The following is a 16,488-nucleotide window of genomic DNA, read 5'->3' as shown; positions in this document are numbered from 1 at the left end:
CGGCCCGGACACGAGGGCTGTAGGGGCAGACTTGGGAGCAACGTTTTCCGTCCGGCGGGGTGTGGCGGCGCGAAGCGCGCCCCTTAGGGGCGCGGGGAACTGCGCGACCAGCCACGATGGCGCCGCAGCCTCAAAACAGCCCTCCCGCGGAGCGCTACTCACCCTCAACAACCTCGTCGACCAACCCCCACCGAAGCGCCTCCCCAACCCCCAAAGCCACCCCCGACAACGCCAAATACGCCGTACGCTCCCGCCCCACCCGCAACGGCAGACTCGCCGTACCCCCCGCCCCCGGAATCAGCCCCATCCCCACCTCGGGCAGCCGAATCACCGTGTCCGGCGCAGCCACCACCCGCCCCGCGAACGCAGTCAGCTCGATCCCCGCCCCCACACAGGCACCGTGCAAATGCGCGATCACGCGCCCACCGCACCGCTGAAGCAGAGCGGCAGGACTGCGCTGCACGCGCACCAGATGCGCCTGCGCGGGATCCCTGGCCGTGCCGAACTCGCTGAGGTCCCCGCCGGCGCAGAAGGCAGGCCCGTTGCCGTACAGGTCGACCCGGGTGATCGACGGGTCGGCGACAGCGACCTCCAGCGCCTCGCACAAGGCGTCCCGCGTACCCGCGTCCATGGCATTGCGCGCCTGCGGCCGGTCGAGGGTGATGGCGAGCCGGTCACCGTCCCGGTTCAGCAGCACCGGCGCGGGGGAGGGGCGCGGCACACGAGCGGGCGCCGAGTCCAGCCACGCGCGGAAGACGGCCGACCCCTGGAGCGTCGAATAGGCGAGCGACTCGGCCACGAGACGGTCGGGCGGCGCCAGCGCCGGACCCATCCGCAGCACCTGCATCAGGGCGACGGAGGCTGCCGGACGCTCCGCGACGATCTCCGCGAGCCGCTGAGCGGTGGCGTACGGGTCGGCGCAGCTCACCCAGGGGCGTGGCGGATCGGGGTCGGCGGTGAGGAGGATGTCGAAGTCGGCGTCGGCGTCGGTGGGCTTCTCCGCGACGCCTACGAGCACCCGCCCGGCCACTCCCGCCGTCCCCAGGCCGAGACCAGGACGCGGTGGACCGTCGAGGTCGACGAGGACGAAGGGGGAGTCCAAGGTCACGGGCGGAGTGTAATTTGGGGCCACCTCGGAAGAGAAGGGCGTTTGACCATTGGAGAACGACGCTCTCGCCACGCTGGTGGGGCCTTGGATGGAGTCGGTCGAGCCACATCTGGCCCCGCTGGCCTCGGTCGCGAAGGAGTTCACCGCTCTCACCGGCGTGCCCGTCGACCTGCCCACAGCCCTCTTTCTCCGAGCCCGACTGACCGGTCACGCCCTCCCCGCCAGAACCTCGGCAGGTGGCTCGTGCCACCTCCTCGAAGCGTCCGACGGCTGGACCGCCGTGAACCTCGCCCGCCCCGACGACCTGGCTTCAGTACCGGCTCTCGTCGCACTCCTGTCCGGATCGGAGGGCGAACCACTCCCCGAGGTGGTCAGCCGGTCGACGGCGGCCCAAGTGGCGGCGAAAGCACAACTTCTCGGGATCGCGGCCGCGGAACACGCCTCCGCGAGCGGGCCTACCGTACGGGCAGAGCGCCTCGGCGAGCGACGTGTACGCGACCCAGCCGCCCTCCGCGTCGTCGACCTGTCGGCTCTCTGGGCGGGCCCCCTGTGCGCACGCCTCCTCGGCCTGGCGGGCGCCCAGGTCGTGAAGGTGGAGAGCACGACCCGACCGGACGGCGCCCGCGCCGGATCGCCCGCCTTCTACCGCTGGCTGCACGACGGCCACGACAGCCTGGTGCTGGACTTCGCCTCGGGCGCGCTCGCCGAGGTGATCGCCGGGGCCGACATCGTCATCGAGGCATCCCGGGCGCGGGCGCTGCGCCGACTCGGGGTCCACGCGGAGGAGTTCCTCGCCGCCCGTCCGGGGCGGGTCTGGGTCAGCATCACCGGGTACGGCAGGGACGACGACCGCATCGCGTTCGGCGACGACGCCGCCGTCGCGGGCGGTCTGACCGGCCTCGACGCACACGGCGACCCCGTCTTCATCGGCGACGCGCTCGCCGACCCGGTCACCGGCATCTACGCCGCCCACGCCACGGCCCACTCCCTCGCCATCGGGGGCGGGGAGCTGCTGAGCCTCTCCATGTCGGCCTGCGCCGCGTCCCTGGTCCCGTCGCCGTGCTGATCAGAAACGTCGAGGTCGCGGGTGCGGGCGAGGTGGACGTACGCATCCGGGACGGGCGGATCGCGGAGATCGGACAGCGGCTCGACGCGAGAACCGAGCCCGACGCCCTCGACGGACGCGGCGGCGCGCTGCTGCCCGGCCTCCACGACCACCACATACACCTCGCCGCGCTGGCCGCCGACGCCGCCTCCGTCCGGGTCGGCCCTGCGGACGTCACCGGCCGCGACGGACTCGCCGCCGCGCTGCGCGGCGGGGCGCCCAACGGCTGGGTACGGGCCGTCGGTTACCACGAGAGCGTCGCGGGCGAACTCGACCGAAGGGTCCTCGACACTCTCGCCCCGGACCGTCCGGTCCGCGTCCAGCACCGGACCGGCGCGCTGTGGGTGTGGAACAGCGCGGCGTTGCGGGCGGCGGGCCTGGACACGGAAGCGGGGTCGGCGTCGGGCGACGGCAGGTTCTGGCGGGAGGACGAGCGACTACGCGGCTTCGTACCGCCCGTGCGGCTGGACCTGGAGGGCGTGGGGTGCAGGGCTGCGGCGCTCGGCGTCACGGGGTTCACCAACGCCGATCCGCATCCGGCGGACGGCCTCCTCGACCTGCTGTCGGTGCTGCCGCAGCGGCTGCTCGTCATGACGGTCGACGCGCCCGTGAAGCTGCTGCTCGACGACGCCACCCTGCCCGCACCGGCCGAACTCGCCGCCAGGATCGCCTCGTTGAGGCCACGCCCGATCGCCGTCCACTGTGTGACCCGGGTGCAGTTGCTGGTGACCCTCCTCGCCCTGGACGAGGCCGGCCCGCTCGACGGCGACCGCATCGAGCACGCGTCCGTCGTCCCGGCCGAGACGATCCCGTGGATCGAGCACCTCGGCGTGACGGTCGTGACCCAGCCGCACTTCCCCGCCGAACGCGGCCACGCCTACGCCACCGACGTGGACCCCGACGACCGCCCCCACCTCTACCGCTGCCGCTCCCTCGCCGACGCGGGCATCTCCCTGGCGGCCGGCACCGACGCCCCATACGGAACCCACGACCCCTGGGAGGTCATGCGGGCCACGGTCGAACGCGCCGGGGGAGAGGCCCTGCCCCCGGAGGCGGCCCTGAACCTCTTCACCGGCGAGCCCCAACACCCCGCCAGAGTACGAAGATTGACACCCGGCAAGCCCGCCGACCTGTGTCTGCTCCACGTACCCCTGCGGGAGGCACTGGACGTACTCTCCGCCCAGACCGTACGAGCGGCGTTCGTGGACGGCCGACGCATCACTGCCCCCGAATAGCGGCGCGCTCAGCGGTCGCGCCCAAAGGGGCGCGGGGAACTGCGCGACCAGCCACGACGGAGCCGCAGCGACCCACTCAGACGCTGTACCCTCCGTCAACTCCCAACGCCTGCCCAGTGATGAACCCCGCCCGCTCCGAGGCGAGGAACACCACCGCCTCCGCAATATCCGTCGCGCCCCCGAACCGCCGCAACGGAATATTGCGCCGGGTGACAGCAAGAGCCGCCTCGTCCAGTTCCCCGGAGGCGATCAGACGCGCGGCGATACCGTCATTGAGCATCCCGGGCGCAACGCAGTTCACCCGCACCCCATACCGCCCCTCCTCCGCCGCAAGCGCCCGAGCAACCGCCTCGACGGCCCCCTTCGTGCCCGAGGACAACCCGTCCCGCACCGGGAAGCGACGCGTGGCCACCGTCGTCACGGCCACGATGCTGCCCCGCGTCTCCCGCAGCCTCGGCAGCGCGGGATGGACCAGATTGAAGAACGCCCCGGCGTCCGCGTCGAGTTGGGCACGGTACTCGCCCGGCGTCACCTTGCTGAGGTGCCTCATCGGTACGTGTGGACCGGCCGCGTACACGACTGTGTGCAGCCCTCCGAACGCCTCGCAGGCCTCGGCCACCGCCTCCGCCGTCGCCGACTCGTCCCCCAAGTCCAGCCGAAGTGCCAGGACTTGACGGCCGTACGCCTTCACCTCACCGGCGAGCGACTCCGCCGCAGTCGCGTTGGCGCGATAGGTGAAGGCCACGTCACTGCCCCGCTGGGCCAGCATTCGGACGATCTCCGCACCGATGCCCCCGGTGCCACCAGCGACGAACGCGGCGCCCGTCCGCCCCTCGAACTCCGCCATCCCGAACTCCGTCATCCCGAACTCCGGCATCACAGTCCCAACGACTTGGCGATGATGACCTTCATGACCTCGCTCGTGCCGGCGTAGATGCGCGTGATGCGCGCGTCCGTGTAGAGCCGGGCGATCGGATACTCCTGCATATAGCCGTATCCGCCGAAGAGTTGAAGACAGCGATCGACGGCTCGGGCCTGCATTTCCGTGCAGAACAGCTTGACCTTCGCCGCGTCCGCGCCGGACAGTTCGTCGTCGACGAGTTCGAGGACCGCACGGTCGAGCATCATCTGCGCCGCCTCCAACTCGGCGGCCACGGCGGCGAGTTCGAACTTTGTGTTCTGGAAGTCGGCGACCGGCTTCCCGAAGACCTTGCGCTCCTTGACGTACTCGACCGTCGTGTCGAGGGCCGCCCGCGCCTGCGCGACCGAGCCGACCGCCACCGTCATCCGCTCCTGCGGCAGGTTGTGGCCGAGGTAGCCGAAGGCGGCGCCCTCCTCGCCGAGCCGGTTGGCGACCGGGACGCGTACGTCGTCGAAGGCCAGCTCGACCGTGTCCTGCACCTTGATGCCCATCTTCTTCAGGACCCGGCCCCGGGTGAACCCCGGCATGCCGTCCTCGACGACCAGCAGGGTCAGCCCGGCGCGCCGGTCGTCGGGATCGGTGGCCGTCCGGGCCACCACGACCACCAGATCGGCGAGCAGCCCGCCGGTGATGAACGTCTTCGCCCCGTTGAGAACGTACGAGTCGCCGTCCCGCACTGCTGTCGTCCGGATGCCCGCGAGGTCGGAGCCCGTGCCGGGTTCCGTCATGGCGACGGCCGTGAGCAGCTTGCCGGCGGCGAGGCCGGGGAACCACCGGGCGCGCTGCTCCTGGTCCGCGTAGGTGAGGAAGTAGGGGAGCACGACGTCGAGTTGGGTGCGTACCGTGCCCAGGGTGACCAGCGCGCGGGCCGCCTCCTCCTGGAGGACCACGTTGTAGCGGTAGTCGTCGAGGCCCGCCCCGCCGAACTCCTCGGGCACGGACATGCCCAACAGGCCCAGCGAGCCGAGCTGTTCGAAGAGTTCCCGGGGCAGCCGCCCGGCCTCCTCCCAGTCGGCGTAGTGCGGGACGACCTCGTTCGCCACGAAGTCCCGGACGAGCCCGCGGAACGCCTCGTGGTCGGGCGTGAAGATGTCTCGGCGCACAACTGCTCCCGTCTGTTCCTGTCAGGAGGCGAGTTCGACGAGGGTGGCGTTCGCTGTGCCGCCGCCCTCGCACATGGTCTGCAGGCCGTAGCGCTGGCCCCGTTCCCGCATGTGGTGGATCATGCGGGTCATCAGGACCGCGCCGGACGCCCCGAGCGGATGCCCAAGCGCGATGGCCCCGCCCAGCGGATTGAGCAGCGCGGGATCGGCGCCCGTCTCGGCGAGCCAGGCCAGCGGTACGGGTGCGAAGGCCTCGTTCACCTCGAACACATCGACCTCGGACAGACCGACGCCCGCCTTCCGCAGCACCCGCTCGGTCGCGGAGATCGGCCCGGTCAGCATGAGCACCGGGTCGGCGCCGACGACCACACCCGCGCGGTACCGCACGAGCGGTGCGAGGCTCAGCTGGCGCGCCTTCTCCGGCGTCGTCACCAGCAGCGCGGCGGCGCCGTCGGAGATCTGGGAGGCGTTGCCCGCGTGGATCACACCGTCGTCCTGGAAGGCGGGCTTGAGCTTCGCCAGGCTCTCCACGCTGGTCCCTCGCCGTACGCCCTCATCGACACCCACGGTCTCCGCGCCGACGGACACCGGCACGATCTGCTCCTCGAACACCCCGGAGTCCAGGGCCGCCGCAGCCCGCTCGTGCGAGAGCGCGGCGAACTCGTCGAGCCGCGTCCGCGTGAACCCCCACTTCTGGGCGATCCTCTCGGCGGACACCCCTTGGTTGAACGAGAAGTCGTCGTACCGCGCGAGGACTTGGGGCCCGTACGGCATCCCGGAGGCCCGCGCCGAGCCCAGCGGAACCCGGCTCATCACCTCGACCCCGCCCGCCACCACGACGTCCTGCTGCCCCGACATCACGGCCTGCGCCGCGAAGTCCAGCGCCTGCTGACTCGACCCGCAGGCCCGATTGACCGTCGTACCCGGAATGCTCTCGGGCCAGCCCGCCGCGAGCACCGAGTAGCGGCCGATGTTGCTCGACTGGTCGCCGACCTGCGACACACACCCCCAGACGACATCGTCGACAACGCCGGGATCGATGCCCGTCCGCTCGGCGAGCGCACCCAGCACGACAGCCGACAGGTCAGCCGGGTGGACGCCCGCGAGGCCACCACCGCGCTTCCCCACGGGGGTGCGTACCGCCCCCACGATCACCGCTTCACGCACTACGGCCTCCTGACCGAAGGGGCGCCTGGCGCCGCCGAGTTGGACGCTTCCGGGCCTCTCCCCGGTACCGCCCACCGCCCACTGAACGACGGCTCGCGCTTCTCCGTGAACGCCGAGAACGCCTCCGACACATCTGCCGTGGCGAAGTTGACCCCTTGGGCGCGCGCCTCGTTCGCGAGCGCGTCCCGGAGCGTCCGGTCGGCACCCTCGTTGAGCAGCGCCTTGGTCTGCGCGAGCGCGACGGGCGCACCCGCCACCAGCCGTGCCCCGAGATCATCGACAAAGACATCCACCTCGTCCGCCGCCACCACCCACGTCACCAGCCCAAGGGCCCGCGCCTCCTCGGCACCGATCGTCTCGGCGAGCAGCGCGAGTCGCTTGGCCTGCTGCAACCCGACCAGTTTCGGCAGCAGCCAGGAGCCTCCGAGGTCCAGGGAGAGCCCGCGTCGCGCGAAGATCTGCGAGAACCGTGCATCCGGCGTGGCTACGACCAGATCGCAGCCGAGCGCGAGATTCCACCCCGCCCCGACCGCGACCCCCTTCACCTTGGCGATGGTCGGCACCGGCAACTCGTGCAGCAGCAGGGCGACGTCGCTCAACGTCCGCATCCGGTACAGGGGATGGATGCTGCTGAGCCCGCCCGAGATATCCGCGCCGGAGCAGAACGCGCCCCCGGCCCCCGTGACCACCAGCGCCCGCACGGCACGATCACGCCCGGCGTCCGCCAACGCGTCCCGCAGCGCATCCCACAACTCCGCGTCGATGGCGTTCTTCCGGCGCGGCCGATTCAGCGTCAACGTCCGTACGCCGTCCCGGTCGTCGCGCAGCAGCACGGGCTCACCGCCGCTCACCTCGCCCCGCCCCCGCCCACTTCTTCGCCCTGGTCGTCGATGCCCAACTCGGCCAGTACGGCGGCCGTGTGCTGCCCCAGCGCCGGAATCGCGCCCATCGGCGGCTCGTACCCCGAGATCACTGGCGGAGGCAGCAGCGCGGAGATCGGCCCGTACGGTGTCTCGACCTCCCGCCACCGGTCCCGTGCCTTCAGATGCGGATGCGCGACCACTTCGCTCGGCTTGTTGAACCGGGAGTTGCCGATCCCGGCCGCGTCCGCGCTGCTCTGCACATACGCCAGCTCATGACGGGCGCACCAGGCGCTGATCTCGGCGTCCAGGACGGCACGATGGGCGACCCGGCCGGGCGTGGTGGCGAACCGCTCGTCGTCCGCCAGGTCGGTCCGCCCCAGCAACTCCCTTGCGAACCTCTGCCATTCGCGGTCGTTCGTCGTCCCGAGAACGACGGTGTGACCATCGGCCGTCGCGTACGCACCGTACGGCGCCACCGCCGGCGAACCCATACCCATGGGCTGCTGATCGACCCCCGAGTGCTGGGTGTAGGTCAGCGGATAGCCCATCAACTCCGTCATGGTGTCGAACAGGGACACCGCGACCGAGGCTGGACCGCTGCGCCTCCCGCGCCCCCGCTCGTACAACAGCGCCATGATGGACAGGGCCGCGTACAACCCGGCGCCCACGTCGGCCATCGGCGGCCCGGGCTTGGCGGGTGCCCCGGGCAGCCCGGTCACCGCGCACGCGCCCGCCTCGGCCTGGACCAGCAGGTCGTACGCCCGCTTGTGGGAGAGGGGGCCGCCAGGACCGTACCCGTCGATCTCGACCGCGATCAGCTCCGGATGCCGTACGGCCAAGTCGGCTGGGGCGATGCCCAGTTTGGCCGTGGTGCCAGGGGTGAGGTTGGAGACGAGGACGTCGGCGCGGTCGAGCAGGCGATGCAACACCGCCATTCCCGCTGGGGACTTGAGATCCAGGGTCACCGACTCCTTGCCCCGGTTGATCCACACGAAGTGCGCCGCGAGGCCGTTCACGACATCGTCGTAGTGCCGGGCGAAGTCGCCGCCCTTCGGGTTCTCCACCTTGATGACCCGGGCGCCGAAGTCGCCGAGCGTACGGGTGCAGATGGGGGCGGACACGGCCTGCTCCAATGTCACCACCGTGATGCCGTCGAGCGGCCCGACCGTCCCGGCCGCGCCCGCTGCTTCGTCGTCCATGTCAGGCCTTCGCTTCGAAGCGGGCGCGCAACTCGTCCTTGAGGACCTTCTGGCTCGCGTTGCGCGGGAGTTGGTCGCTGAAACGCACATGGCGGGGCACCTTGAAGTTGGCCATGTGCTCGCGCGCCCACTCGACGACGTCCTTCTCGCCGACCTCGTACCCCTGCTTCGGCACGACGAAGGCACAGCCGACCTCGCCGAGCCGCTCGTCTGGCACCCCGATGACGGCCACCTGGCCGATGGGCTCGTACGCCAGCAGAAGCTTCTCGATCTCCGCCGGATAGGCGTTGAATCCGCCGACGATGTACATCTCTTTCTTCCGGTCGACGATCGAGAGATTCCCGGACGCGTCGAGCCGCCCGATGTCCCCGGTGTGCAGCCACCCTTCACTGTCGATCGTCGCGGCGGTCGCCTCGGGGTCCTCCCAATAGCCTCGGGTGACGTTGTATCCCCGTACGAGGATTTCCCCGTCCTGCTCCGCCAGGAGTTCCCGTCCCTCCTCGTCGACGATTCTCACCTCCACGTCCGGTATGACACGTCCGGTCGTGCGGGCCACCGTCTCCTCGGAATCCCCGATACGTGTGGTCGTCACCAGCGCGGACGACTCGGTCAGCCCGTACGCGCTCATCACGATGTCGAAGGACAACTCCGACTTCATGGCACGGATCAGGGACTCCGGAATGGTGGTTCCCCCCGTCATGGAAACGCGGAGCGAGGAAAGATCATGTGCCGAGCGGTCGGGGTGGTTGATGAGGTCGTGGAAGATCGTGGGCGGGCCCAGGAGAATGCTCACCCTTTCCCTGCCGATGATCTCCAGCGCCTGACCGGGGTGGAACACGGCCATTGGAATGACCGTCACCCCGTGTATCAGGGAGGCCAGCCAGCCCGCCTTGTAGCCGAAGCAGTGGAAGAACGGCGGGATGACGAGAAAGCTGTCGCCGCGCCGGAAGGTGTACTCCTCGGACATCCAGCCGTACGCCCGCAGCGACTGGCCATGGGTGAGGATGACGCCCTTGGGATGGCCTGTCGTGCCGGACGTGAACATCACGTCGGAGATGTCGTCCGCGACGAGCCGCCCGATCGACTCCTCGGCCACGGAAGAGGCGACCGTCTCACCGGCCCGCAGGAATTCCGTCCAGGACAGATCAGCGGCACCCTGCGGACCGCGAATCGACACCGTCCTGCGTAGTGCCGGAAGATCGGGGTCGTGTTTCAGTAGCTCGGCGATGTAGTCGGTGTCGAGGAAGGCGGACGCGAAAACCGCCTCAGCTCCCGACTTACGCAGAATGTAGGAGATCTCACCCGCCTTGAAACGGGTGTTGAGAGGCACGACGACACCCCCCGCGCCTTGAATACCGAGCGCGGCGAAGATCCATTCCGCGGAATTGGGCGCACAGAGCCCGACCCGGTCACCCTTCTCGACCCCCAGCCCGACAGCGGCCCGCACCGCCTGCATCATCCGCTCTTCCAGCTCGCGGAAACTCCACCGGCGGTCCCCGTCGATCAGCGCGATGTCGTCCCCGAAGCGCTCGGCGGCCACTCTGATGACGTTGGGGATGGTCAGGAATTCCTCGTCGTATCGCAATCGCATCGAGAAGGCTCCAGGGGCTCCAGGGCTCAGGACTGGCCGGACGAAGAAAGACGCAGGACCCGTTTCGCGATGATGTTCCGCTGGATCTGGGAGGTACCGCCGTACACCGACGCGGCCCTGGAATAGAGGTACTCGCCGAAGATCTCGCCGCCGTCCTCGGCCAGCTCCTCCGGGAACACCTTGAGCGCCGTCTCGTACAGACGCTGTTCGGCCCTCGTCATCAGGAGCTTGTCGATGGACGACTCGGGGCCGGCGGCCTGCCCGCTGAGGCGTTCGGCGGTCCGGCGCCGGGCATGCGCCACCAGGACCTCGTAGTCCACGTAGCACTGCCCGATCTCGGAGCGCAGCCCGTCCGGGAGCCTGTCGGCCCGCTCCTGGGCGGTGGCCCGCAGACGTTCCACGAGCAGGCCGTACTTCGACAGATGGCCGGTGTCGAGGGCGTTGCGCTCGTACGACACCGTCGTCATCGCCAGCGGCCAGCCGTCACCCTCGGCGCCGACCCGCTCGGAGTCCTCTATGCGGACGTCGTCGAGGAACAACTCGCAGAACTCGTCGTCCCCGTTGGCGGCCCGCAATGGCCGAACGGTCACGCCCGCCCGGTCCAGCGGCAGCGCGAACGCGGTGATCGAGCGGTGCGGCGATTCCGCGCGGTCCGTACGGGCCAGCAGCAGACACAGGTCGGAGTACTGGGCGTAACTGGTCCAGAGCTTCTGGCCCCGGACGATGTAGTGATCGCCCCGGCTTTCAGCGAAGGTGCTCATCCCGGCGAGGTCCGAGCCCGCGCCGGGCTCGCTGAACCCCTGGCACCAGACGTCGTCACCCGCCAGCATCCTCGGCAGCATGCGCAGTTGCTGCTCCTCGGAGGCGAACTTCAGCAGCGCGTGGGCGAGATAGCCGATCCGGGGAACACCGGGGGCTCGACAAGCCCCCAACTCGTCACTGACCGCCACCTGGTGAAGGGCTGTCAGTCCACGACCGCCGTACCGCTCCGGTACATCGAGACCGACCCAGCCGCCGGAGTACAGGAGTTGGTGCCAGCGGTGCAGGAACACGGGGACCGGTTCGTCCAAGTGCCGTTCGGGGAGCGGGTGTTCGGCCAGCCAGGCGCGGAATTCCGTCCGGATCCGGTTCAGGTCGGCCGGGTCGCCGAAGTCCAGCGGAGTCTCGCTCATCGTGCCGCCTCCGGTTCTGCCGCCGGCTCCGGTTCGGCCAGCACCGTCAGCAGATCCGCCGTCGTGGCCAGTACCGTCGCGCCCACGCGGACCTTGCGCAGATACAGGTGCGCGATGTGCTCCCACGTCTGCGCGATCCCGCCGAACACCTGCATACCGGCGTACACCGCCTCCAGCGCCGACCTGTTCACCTCGGCCTTCGCGACCCGCGCGGCGGCCAGCGCCCGCTCCGGCGACTCGTGGTCCAGACACCAGGCGGCATACCGGGTCGCGCTCGCACAGGCCTCCACGAGCACGGTCGCGTCGGCGAGGAGATGCTGCACCGCCTGGAACGACCCGATCGGCCGCCCGTACTGGCTGCGCTCCCGCGCGTACTCCACGCTCTGCCCGACGAACGACCGTGCCGCGCCCACGAGTTCGGAGGCCACGACGATCAGCGCGTACGCCTGCCAGTGCCGGCGTCCGGCCGGGTCGAGCCGTCCGACCGCGCGCTGCGCGGGGCCCGCCGTACGGATCGCCCGCAGCAGGTCCACGCTCGGTGCCGCCGGGCCCAGTCCGGCCGCGGTCACCGTTCCGTCGGGGTACACGCACAGTGCCTCGTCCGCGCCCTCGCTGTCCCACGCGACGAGCGGGGAGGGACTCGCGTGGGGGAAGCGAAGGTCGCGGGCGAGGCCGATCGTCGGGGCCCTGCCCGGCGCCGCGGGTTCCCCCAGCAGCCGGAGCAGCTCCGGGGCGAGCAGGACCGTACCGAGGAGCGAGGTGGGCAACGGCAGGCTGCCGTGCTCCTCGGCGAGCAGCGCGCACTCCTGCACGGTGGCGGCCGGGGGAGTGGACCGGCGGAGTTCGCCGAGGCCCAACTCGGTCAGCGCCTCCTGTGCGGCGGCGCCGGCCGAGGGCTTGACGTCGTCGGCGGAGCCCACGCGGAACCGGGCGGCGAACGACCGGAACAGGTCGCGTACGAGCACGAACTCCTCGGTCTCCACGGGCTGTCACTCCCCGCCCTTGGACCGGCGTTCCGCCCGTGACGCCAGTTCGTCGATGATGCGGATGTGGTCCGGGCTGGTCATCGTGGCCCGCTCGGCCATCAGTGCCGCCTCCATACCGCCCCGGGTCGCCTGTTCCACCACGGCGGCCAGTGCCGCCTTCGTCGCGCGCAGCGCCTCCGGGGGCTGCGCCGCCAGCCGGTGGGCCAGCGCCAGCGCCTCCTGGTGGAGGTCGGCGGACGGTACGACCCGGTTGGCCAGGCCGAGTTGGACCGCCGTCTCGGCGGGAATGCGGTCCCCGGTGAAGAGGTACTCCTTCACCCGGAGCAGGCTCGTGAGCAGCGGCCAGAGGGTCACACCGCCGTCGCCGGCCACCAGGCCCACCGAGATATGCGGGTCCGCGAGATAGGCGTCGTCCGCCATCAGCACCAGATCGCAGCCCAGCGCCAGACTGCAACCCAGGCCCACCGCGGGGCCGTTGACCGCAGCGACGACGGGCAGCGGGAAGCGGATCATCTCTGTCTGGATCGTCCGGTCGAGCCGGATCGACCGCTCCCGCAGCTCGGCGTCGGTGTGATGGCGGCGCAGATGGTCGAAGTCACCGCCCGCGCTGAACGCCCGCCCCGCGCCGGTGAGGACGACGGCCCGCGCCTTGGGATCGTCCGCCAACTCCCGCCAGATCTCGGCGAGTCGGCGGTGCAGTTCCTCGGAGACTCCGTTGAGCCTGTCGGGCCTGTTCAGGGTGACGACCCGGACATCGCCGTCGGCGGTCACGGTCAGGACGGAACCGGCCTCGCCCATGCGCACCCTCTCCCTTGCCACTGGTGCCACTGGTCGGTCGACCTCGGATGCTAGTAAAGGTCAGACCGAAAGTGAAGAGTGTCGTTCACGCTGAATGGAAATATCATTCTCGCATGGGTGGGGGTCGGCTGGGGAGGGGTGAGACCACTCCCACCTCGTGTACGAACCGATGTCAGTCGCTGTCCGCCTCGGGCAGCTCCACCCGTTGCCGCTGATCCACCTCGGCCGCCGCGCGGGCGAACCCGCACACATGCCGGGTCATGCGCCGCATCGCCGCCGGCCCGTCCTGCGATCGGATCGCCTCGGTGATCCGGGCGTGGGCGCGGGCGGTGACCTCGCGGATCTCCGCGTCCATGAACTGGTCGATGTCCGTGGCGGCGTAGATCGACTGGGAGAGCGCGGTCATGAAACCGATCAGCAGCTCGTTGTCGCCGGCCTTCGCCACGGCCGTGTGCCAGCGCACGTTGGCCCGCAGAAAGCGCGGGATGTCCTCGTCGGCTGCCACCAACTCGGCGTGCGCCGCGTCGAGTTCGGCGAGGTCGGCAGCTGTACGCCGTTTCGCGGCCAGCGCGGCGCACGTCGGCTCGATCGCCTCGCGCGTCTCGTGCAGCGCCTCAAGGCGGATCTGCTGGCCCCGGATGACCAGCCGTACCGTGTTCGCCACCGACTCATGGCCCGGCCGGTGCACAAAGGCCCCGCCGCCGCGCCCCGGCCTGATCCGCACCAGCCGTTCGACCTCGAGGATGCGCAGCGCCTCGCGCACCGTCGCCCGGCTCAGCCCCGTCTGGTCGACCAGCTGACGCTCCGGCGGCAGCGCCATGCCTTCGACGAACTCGCCGGAGAGGATCCGCTCGCGCACCTCGGCGGCCAGTACGTCCGACGCCTTCGGCACCCTGACCACGTCGAAGCGCGGGTCACTGGCGGAATGTCCGGCGCTCTGCACGGGTTCAGGCCTCTCGTCGGTGGCTCTACTTCGGCCGGACCATTCAATACGGACCCGTGCGGCCTGTCACATGACATCTCGGCCCGCCCGTCACATGACCAGGCCCCCGTCCACCGGCAGCACCTGCCCGGTGATGAACGACGCGGCGTCCGAGGCGAGGAAGACGAAGGAACCCGCGATCTCCTCGGGCGCCGCCCAGCGGCCCAGCGGGATGCGCGCGAGCATCGGGGCCGCGAACTTCTCGTTGGTGCGGATCGTCTCCGTCATCGGCGTCGCGGCGAGCGGCGCCAGCGCGTTCACCAGGATCTGCCGGCGCGCCAGTTCACGCGCCAGCGACTTCGTGAACCCGATGATGCCCGCCTTCGCGGCGGAGTAGTTCACCTGCCCGAGCGTCCCGACGAGACCGGCCGACGACGTGACGTTGATGATCCGCCCCCTGCCGTCCTCCGGCAGGAACGGCAGCGCCGCCTGTGAGCAGTGGAAGGTCCCCATCAGATGGATGTCGACGATCCGCCGGAAGGAGTCCTCCTCCAGCTTGTCGAACATGGCGGGCGCGGTGACTCCCGCGTTGTTGACGACGATGTGCAGTGTCCCGCCCGCCAGTTGGGCCGCCCGCGCCGCCGCGGCATCTGCGTCGGCCCGGTCCCGTACGTCGAGGGCGGCACTGTCCGCCGTCAGCCCGGCGGCGGAGATCTTGCCGGCGACGGCGGCAGCCGCGTCCCCGTCCACGTCCGTCACCAGCACGGCGGCACCGGCACGGGCGAGCGCCTGGGCGACGGCGGAGCCGATACCGCCCGCCGCCCCGGTGACCAGCGCCGACCGCCCGGTGAGATCGAACAACCCGCTGTTGACGCTCATGCCTGACTCCTCGTCATCTGACTAGTAACTCCTCGGCAGGCCCAGCACATGCGAGCCGAGATAGTTGAGGATCATTTCCTGGCTGATCGGCGCGATCCGCATCAGCCGCGCCTCACGGAAGTAGCGGGCCACGTGGTACTCCTCGGAGTAACCCATCCCGCCGTGTGTCTGGAGTGCCCGGTCCGCCGCCGTGAACCCGGCGTCCGCGCACAGGTACTTGGCGGTGTTGGCCTCGCGCCCGCACGGCCGGCCGTGGTCGTACAGCCAGGTCGCCTTGCGCAGCACCAGTTCGGCCGCGTCCAGCCGGGCCAGCGAGTCCGCGAGCGGGAACTGCACCCCCTGGTTCATGCCGATGGGCCGGTCGAACACGACCCGCTCCTTCCCGTACTGGACGGCCTTGTCGAGCGCGACCCGCCCGATGCCCAGCGCCTCGGCGGCGATCAGCATCCGCTCCGGATTGAGCCCGTCGAGGAGATACCGGAACCCCTGGCCCTCCTCGCCGACCCGGTCCTCCACGGGCACCCTCAGATCGTCGATGAACAACTCGTTCGAGGTGACGGCGTTGCGGCCCATCTTCGGGATGGGGCGGATGTCGACGTGGGCGCGGTCGAGATCGGTGAGGAAGAGGGTCATCCCGTCGGTCTTCTTCGCGACCTCGCCGATCTTCGTCGTGCGCGTCAGCAGCAGGATCTTCTCCGACTCCATCGCCTTGGAGATCCACACCTTGCGGCCGTTCACCACGTAGTGGTCACCGTCCCGGCGCGCGTACGTCGTGATGCTCGTCGTGTCCAGACCCGCCCCCGGCTCGGTCACACCGAAGCAGACGTGCAGGTCACCGGTGGCGATCCGGGGAAGCGTCCGGCGCTTCAGCTCCTCGGAACCGTGAACGACGACGGGATGCATCCCGAAGATCGACAGATGGATGGCGCTGGCCGCGTTCATCCCGCCGCCCGACCGCGCGACCTCTTCCAGCAGCAGCGTGGCCTCGGTGATCCCGAGGCCGTGGCCGCCGTACTCCTCGGGGATGGTGAGCCCCAGCCAGCCGCCGCGTGCGACGGCGTCGTAGAACTCGGCCGGGAACTCGTGGTCCCGGTCCTTCTCCATCCAGTAGTGGTCGTCGAAGTCGCGCAGAAGTCCGGCGACGGCCTTGCGGATCGTTTCCTGGTCCTCGGTCAGCTCGAAGTCCACAGTGCGAACGCCTCCCGCAGCCTCGGTGGCGCCGAAACATATCAAAGGTCAGACCGAAGTGATAGACGGCAGCTGAAGGTTGGGTTGCGCGTGTGCCGAGTGTGCTGACTTTGTACGGACCTTCGTGATGTCATGCCCCTGCCGACCGAGCCGTCGAGCCTCCGCGTTCACGAAGGGCCTCGTCAATGCCAACCCCCCGCACCGCACTGCTCACCGCAACTGCCGCCCTGGCAGCGGCAGTTGCGGCACC

The 16,488-nt window shown here is 70.2% G+C and carries 15 protein-coding genes; 2 read left to right on the top strand and 13 right to left on the bottom strand.

Annotated features, from left to right (window positions below; genetic code table 11):
- Window positions 1-154 precede the first annotated feature (154 nt).
- Window positions 155-1,108, bottom strand: coding sequence for an enoyl-CoA hydratase/isomerase family protein (locus ACWCRB_RS31385; RefSeq protein ID WP_450999267.1), 954 nt, complete (start codon window positions 1,106-1,108; stop codon window positions 155-157).
- Between the two features lie 88 nt (window positions 1,109-1,196).
- Between ACWCRB_RS31385 and ACWCRB_RS31380 the strand changes: the two genes are divergently transcribed.
- Both ACWCRB_RS31380 and ACWCRB_RS31375 read left to right on the top strand, forming a co-directional pair.
- Window positions 1,197-2,174, top strand: a complete 978-nt coding sequence (locus ACWCRB_RS31380; protein ID WP_450999266.1) for a CoA transferase — start codon at window positions 1,197-1,199, stop codon at window positions 2,172-2,174.
- Window positions 2,168-3,448 (top strand): amidohydrolase family protein, encoded by a 1,281-nt coding sequence (locus tag ACWCRB_RS31375; RefSeq protein ID WP_450999265.1) that lies wholly within the window; start codon window positions 2,168-2,170, stop codon window positions 3,446-3,448. The genes ACWCRB_RS31380 and ACWCRB_RS31375 overlap by 7 nt, the downstream gene beginning before the upstream one ends.
- Before the next feature lie 76 nt (window positions 3,449-3,524).
- Here the strand turns inward: ACWCRB_RS31375 and ACWCRB_RS31370 are convergent, their stop codons facing one another.
- The 12 genes from ACWCRB_RS31370 to ACWCRB_RS31315 form a co-directional block, all read right to left on the bottom strand.
- On the bottom strand, window positions 3,525-4,310 hold the full coding sequence (locus ACWCRB_RS31370) for an SDR family NAD(P)-dependent oxidoreductase (protein WP_450999264.1): 786 nt from the start codon (window positions 4,308-4,310) through the stop codon (window positions 3,525-3,527).
- Between the two features lie 14 nt (window positions 4,311-4,324).
- Entirely contained in the window at window positions 4,325-5,473 is a 1,149-nt protein-coding gene (locus ACWCRB_RS31365; RefSeq protein WP_450999263.1) for an acyl-CoA dehydrogenase family protein, read from the bottom strand.
- Between the two features lie 21 nt (window positions 5,474-5,494).
- Window positions 5,495-6,640 (bottom strand): thiolase family protein, encoded by a 1,146-nt coding sequence (locus ACWCRB_RS31360; RefSeq protein ID WP_450999262.1) that lies wholly within the window; start codon window positions 6,638-6,640, stop codon window positions 5,495-5,497.
- Window positions 6,640-7,491 carry an enoyl-CoA hydratase/isomerase family protein gene (locus ACWCRB_RS31355; protein ID WP_450999261.1) on the bottom strand — a complete coding sequence of 284 codons (852 nt, stop codon included), beginning with the start codon at window positions 7,489-7,491 and terminating at the stop codon, window positions 6,640-6,642. The genes ACWCRB_RS31360 and ACWCRB_RS31355 overlap by 1 nt, the downstream gene beginning before the upstream one ends.
- On the bottom strand, window positions 7,488-8,702 hold the full coding sequence (locus ACWCRB_RS31350) for a CaiB/BaiF CoA transferase family protein (protein WP_450999260.1): 1,215 nt from the start codon (window positions 8,700-8,702) through the stop codon (window positions 7,488-7,490). The genes ACWCRB_RS31355 and ACWCRB_RS31350 overlap by 4 nt, the downstream gene beginning before the upstream one ends.
- A 1-nt stretch (window position 8,703) precedes the next feature.
- Complete coding sequence (locus ACWCRB_RS31345) at window positions 8,704-10,287, bottom strand: FadD3 family acyl-CoA ligase (RefSeq protein WP_450999288.1); 1,584 nt, start codon at window positions 10,285-10,287, stop codon at window positions 8,704-8,706.
- Window positions 10,288-10,319: 32 nt separating this feature from the next.
- The gene (locus tag ACWCRB_RS31340) at window positions 10,320-11,465 is read right to left on the bottom strand and encodes an acyl-CoA dehydrogenase family protein (protein ID WP_450999259.1); all 1,146 of its coding nucleotides are present in this window, start codon (window positions 11,463-11,465) and stop codon (window positions 10,320-10,322) included.
- Window positions 11,462-12,448, bottom strand: a complete 987-nt coding sequence (locus tag ACWCRB_RS31335; protein ID WP_450999258.1) for an acyl-CoA dehydrogenase family protein — start codon at window positions 12,446-12,448, stop codon at window positions 11,462-11,464. The genes ACWCRB_RS31340 and ACWCRB_RS31335 overlap by 4 nt, the downstream gene beginning before the upstream one ends.
- Window positions 12,449-12,454: 6 nt before the next feature.
- Window positions 12,455-13,249, bottom strand: coding sequence for an enoyl-CoA hydratase/isomerase family protein (locus tag ACWCRB_RS31330; RefSeq protein WP_450999257.1), 795 nt, complete (start codon window positions 13,247-13,249; stop codon window positions 12,455-12,457).
- A gap of 172 nt (window positions 13,250-13,421) precedes the next feature.
- Entirely contained in the window at window positions 13,422-14,192 is a 771-nt protein-coding gene (locus tag ACWCRB_RS31325) for a FadR/GntR family transcriptional regulator (protein ID WP_450999256.1), read from the bottom strand.
- A gap of 90 nt (window positions 14,193-14,282) precedes the next feature.
- The gene (locus ACWCRB_RS31320) at window positions 14,283-15,050 is read right to left on the bottom strand and encodes an SDR family oxidoreductase (RefSeq protein WP_450999255.1); all 768 of its coding nucleotides are present in this window, start codon (window positions 15,048-15,050) and stop codon (window positions 14,283-14,285) included.
- A gap of 21 nt (window positions 15,051-15,071) precedes the next feature.
- Window positions 15,072-16,238: an acyl-CoA dehydrogenase family protein gene (locus ACWCRB_RS31315; RefSeq protein WP_450999254.1), complete on the bottom strand. Its 1,167-nt coding sequence runs from the start codon at window positions 16,236-16,238 to the stop codon at window positions 15,072-15,074.
- Window positions 16,239-16,488: the final 250 nt, after the last annotated feature.

It is taken from the genome of Streptomyces sp. NPDC002156, from assembly GCF_053593675.1.
The sequence above is the reverse complement of the archived record's forward strand: the minus strand, read 5'-3'. Positions and strand labels throughout refer to the sequence as shown.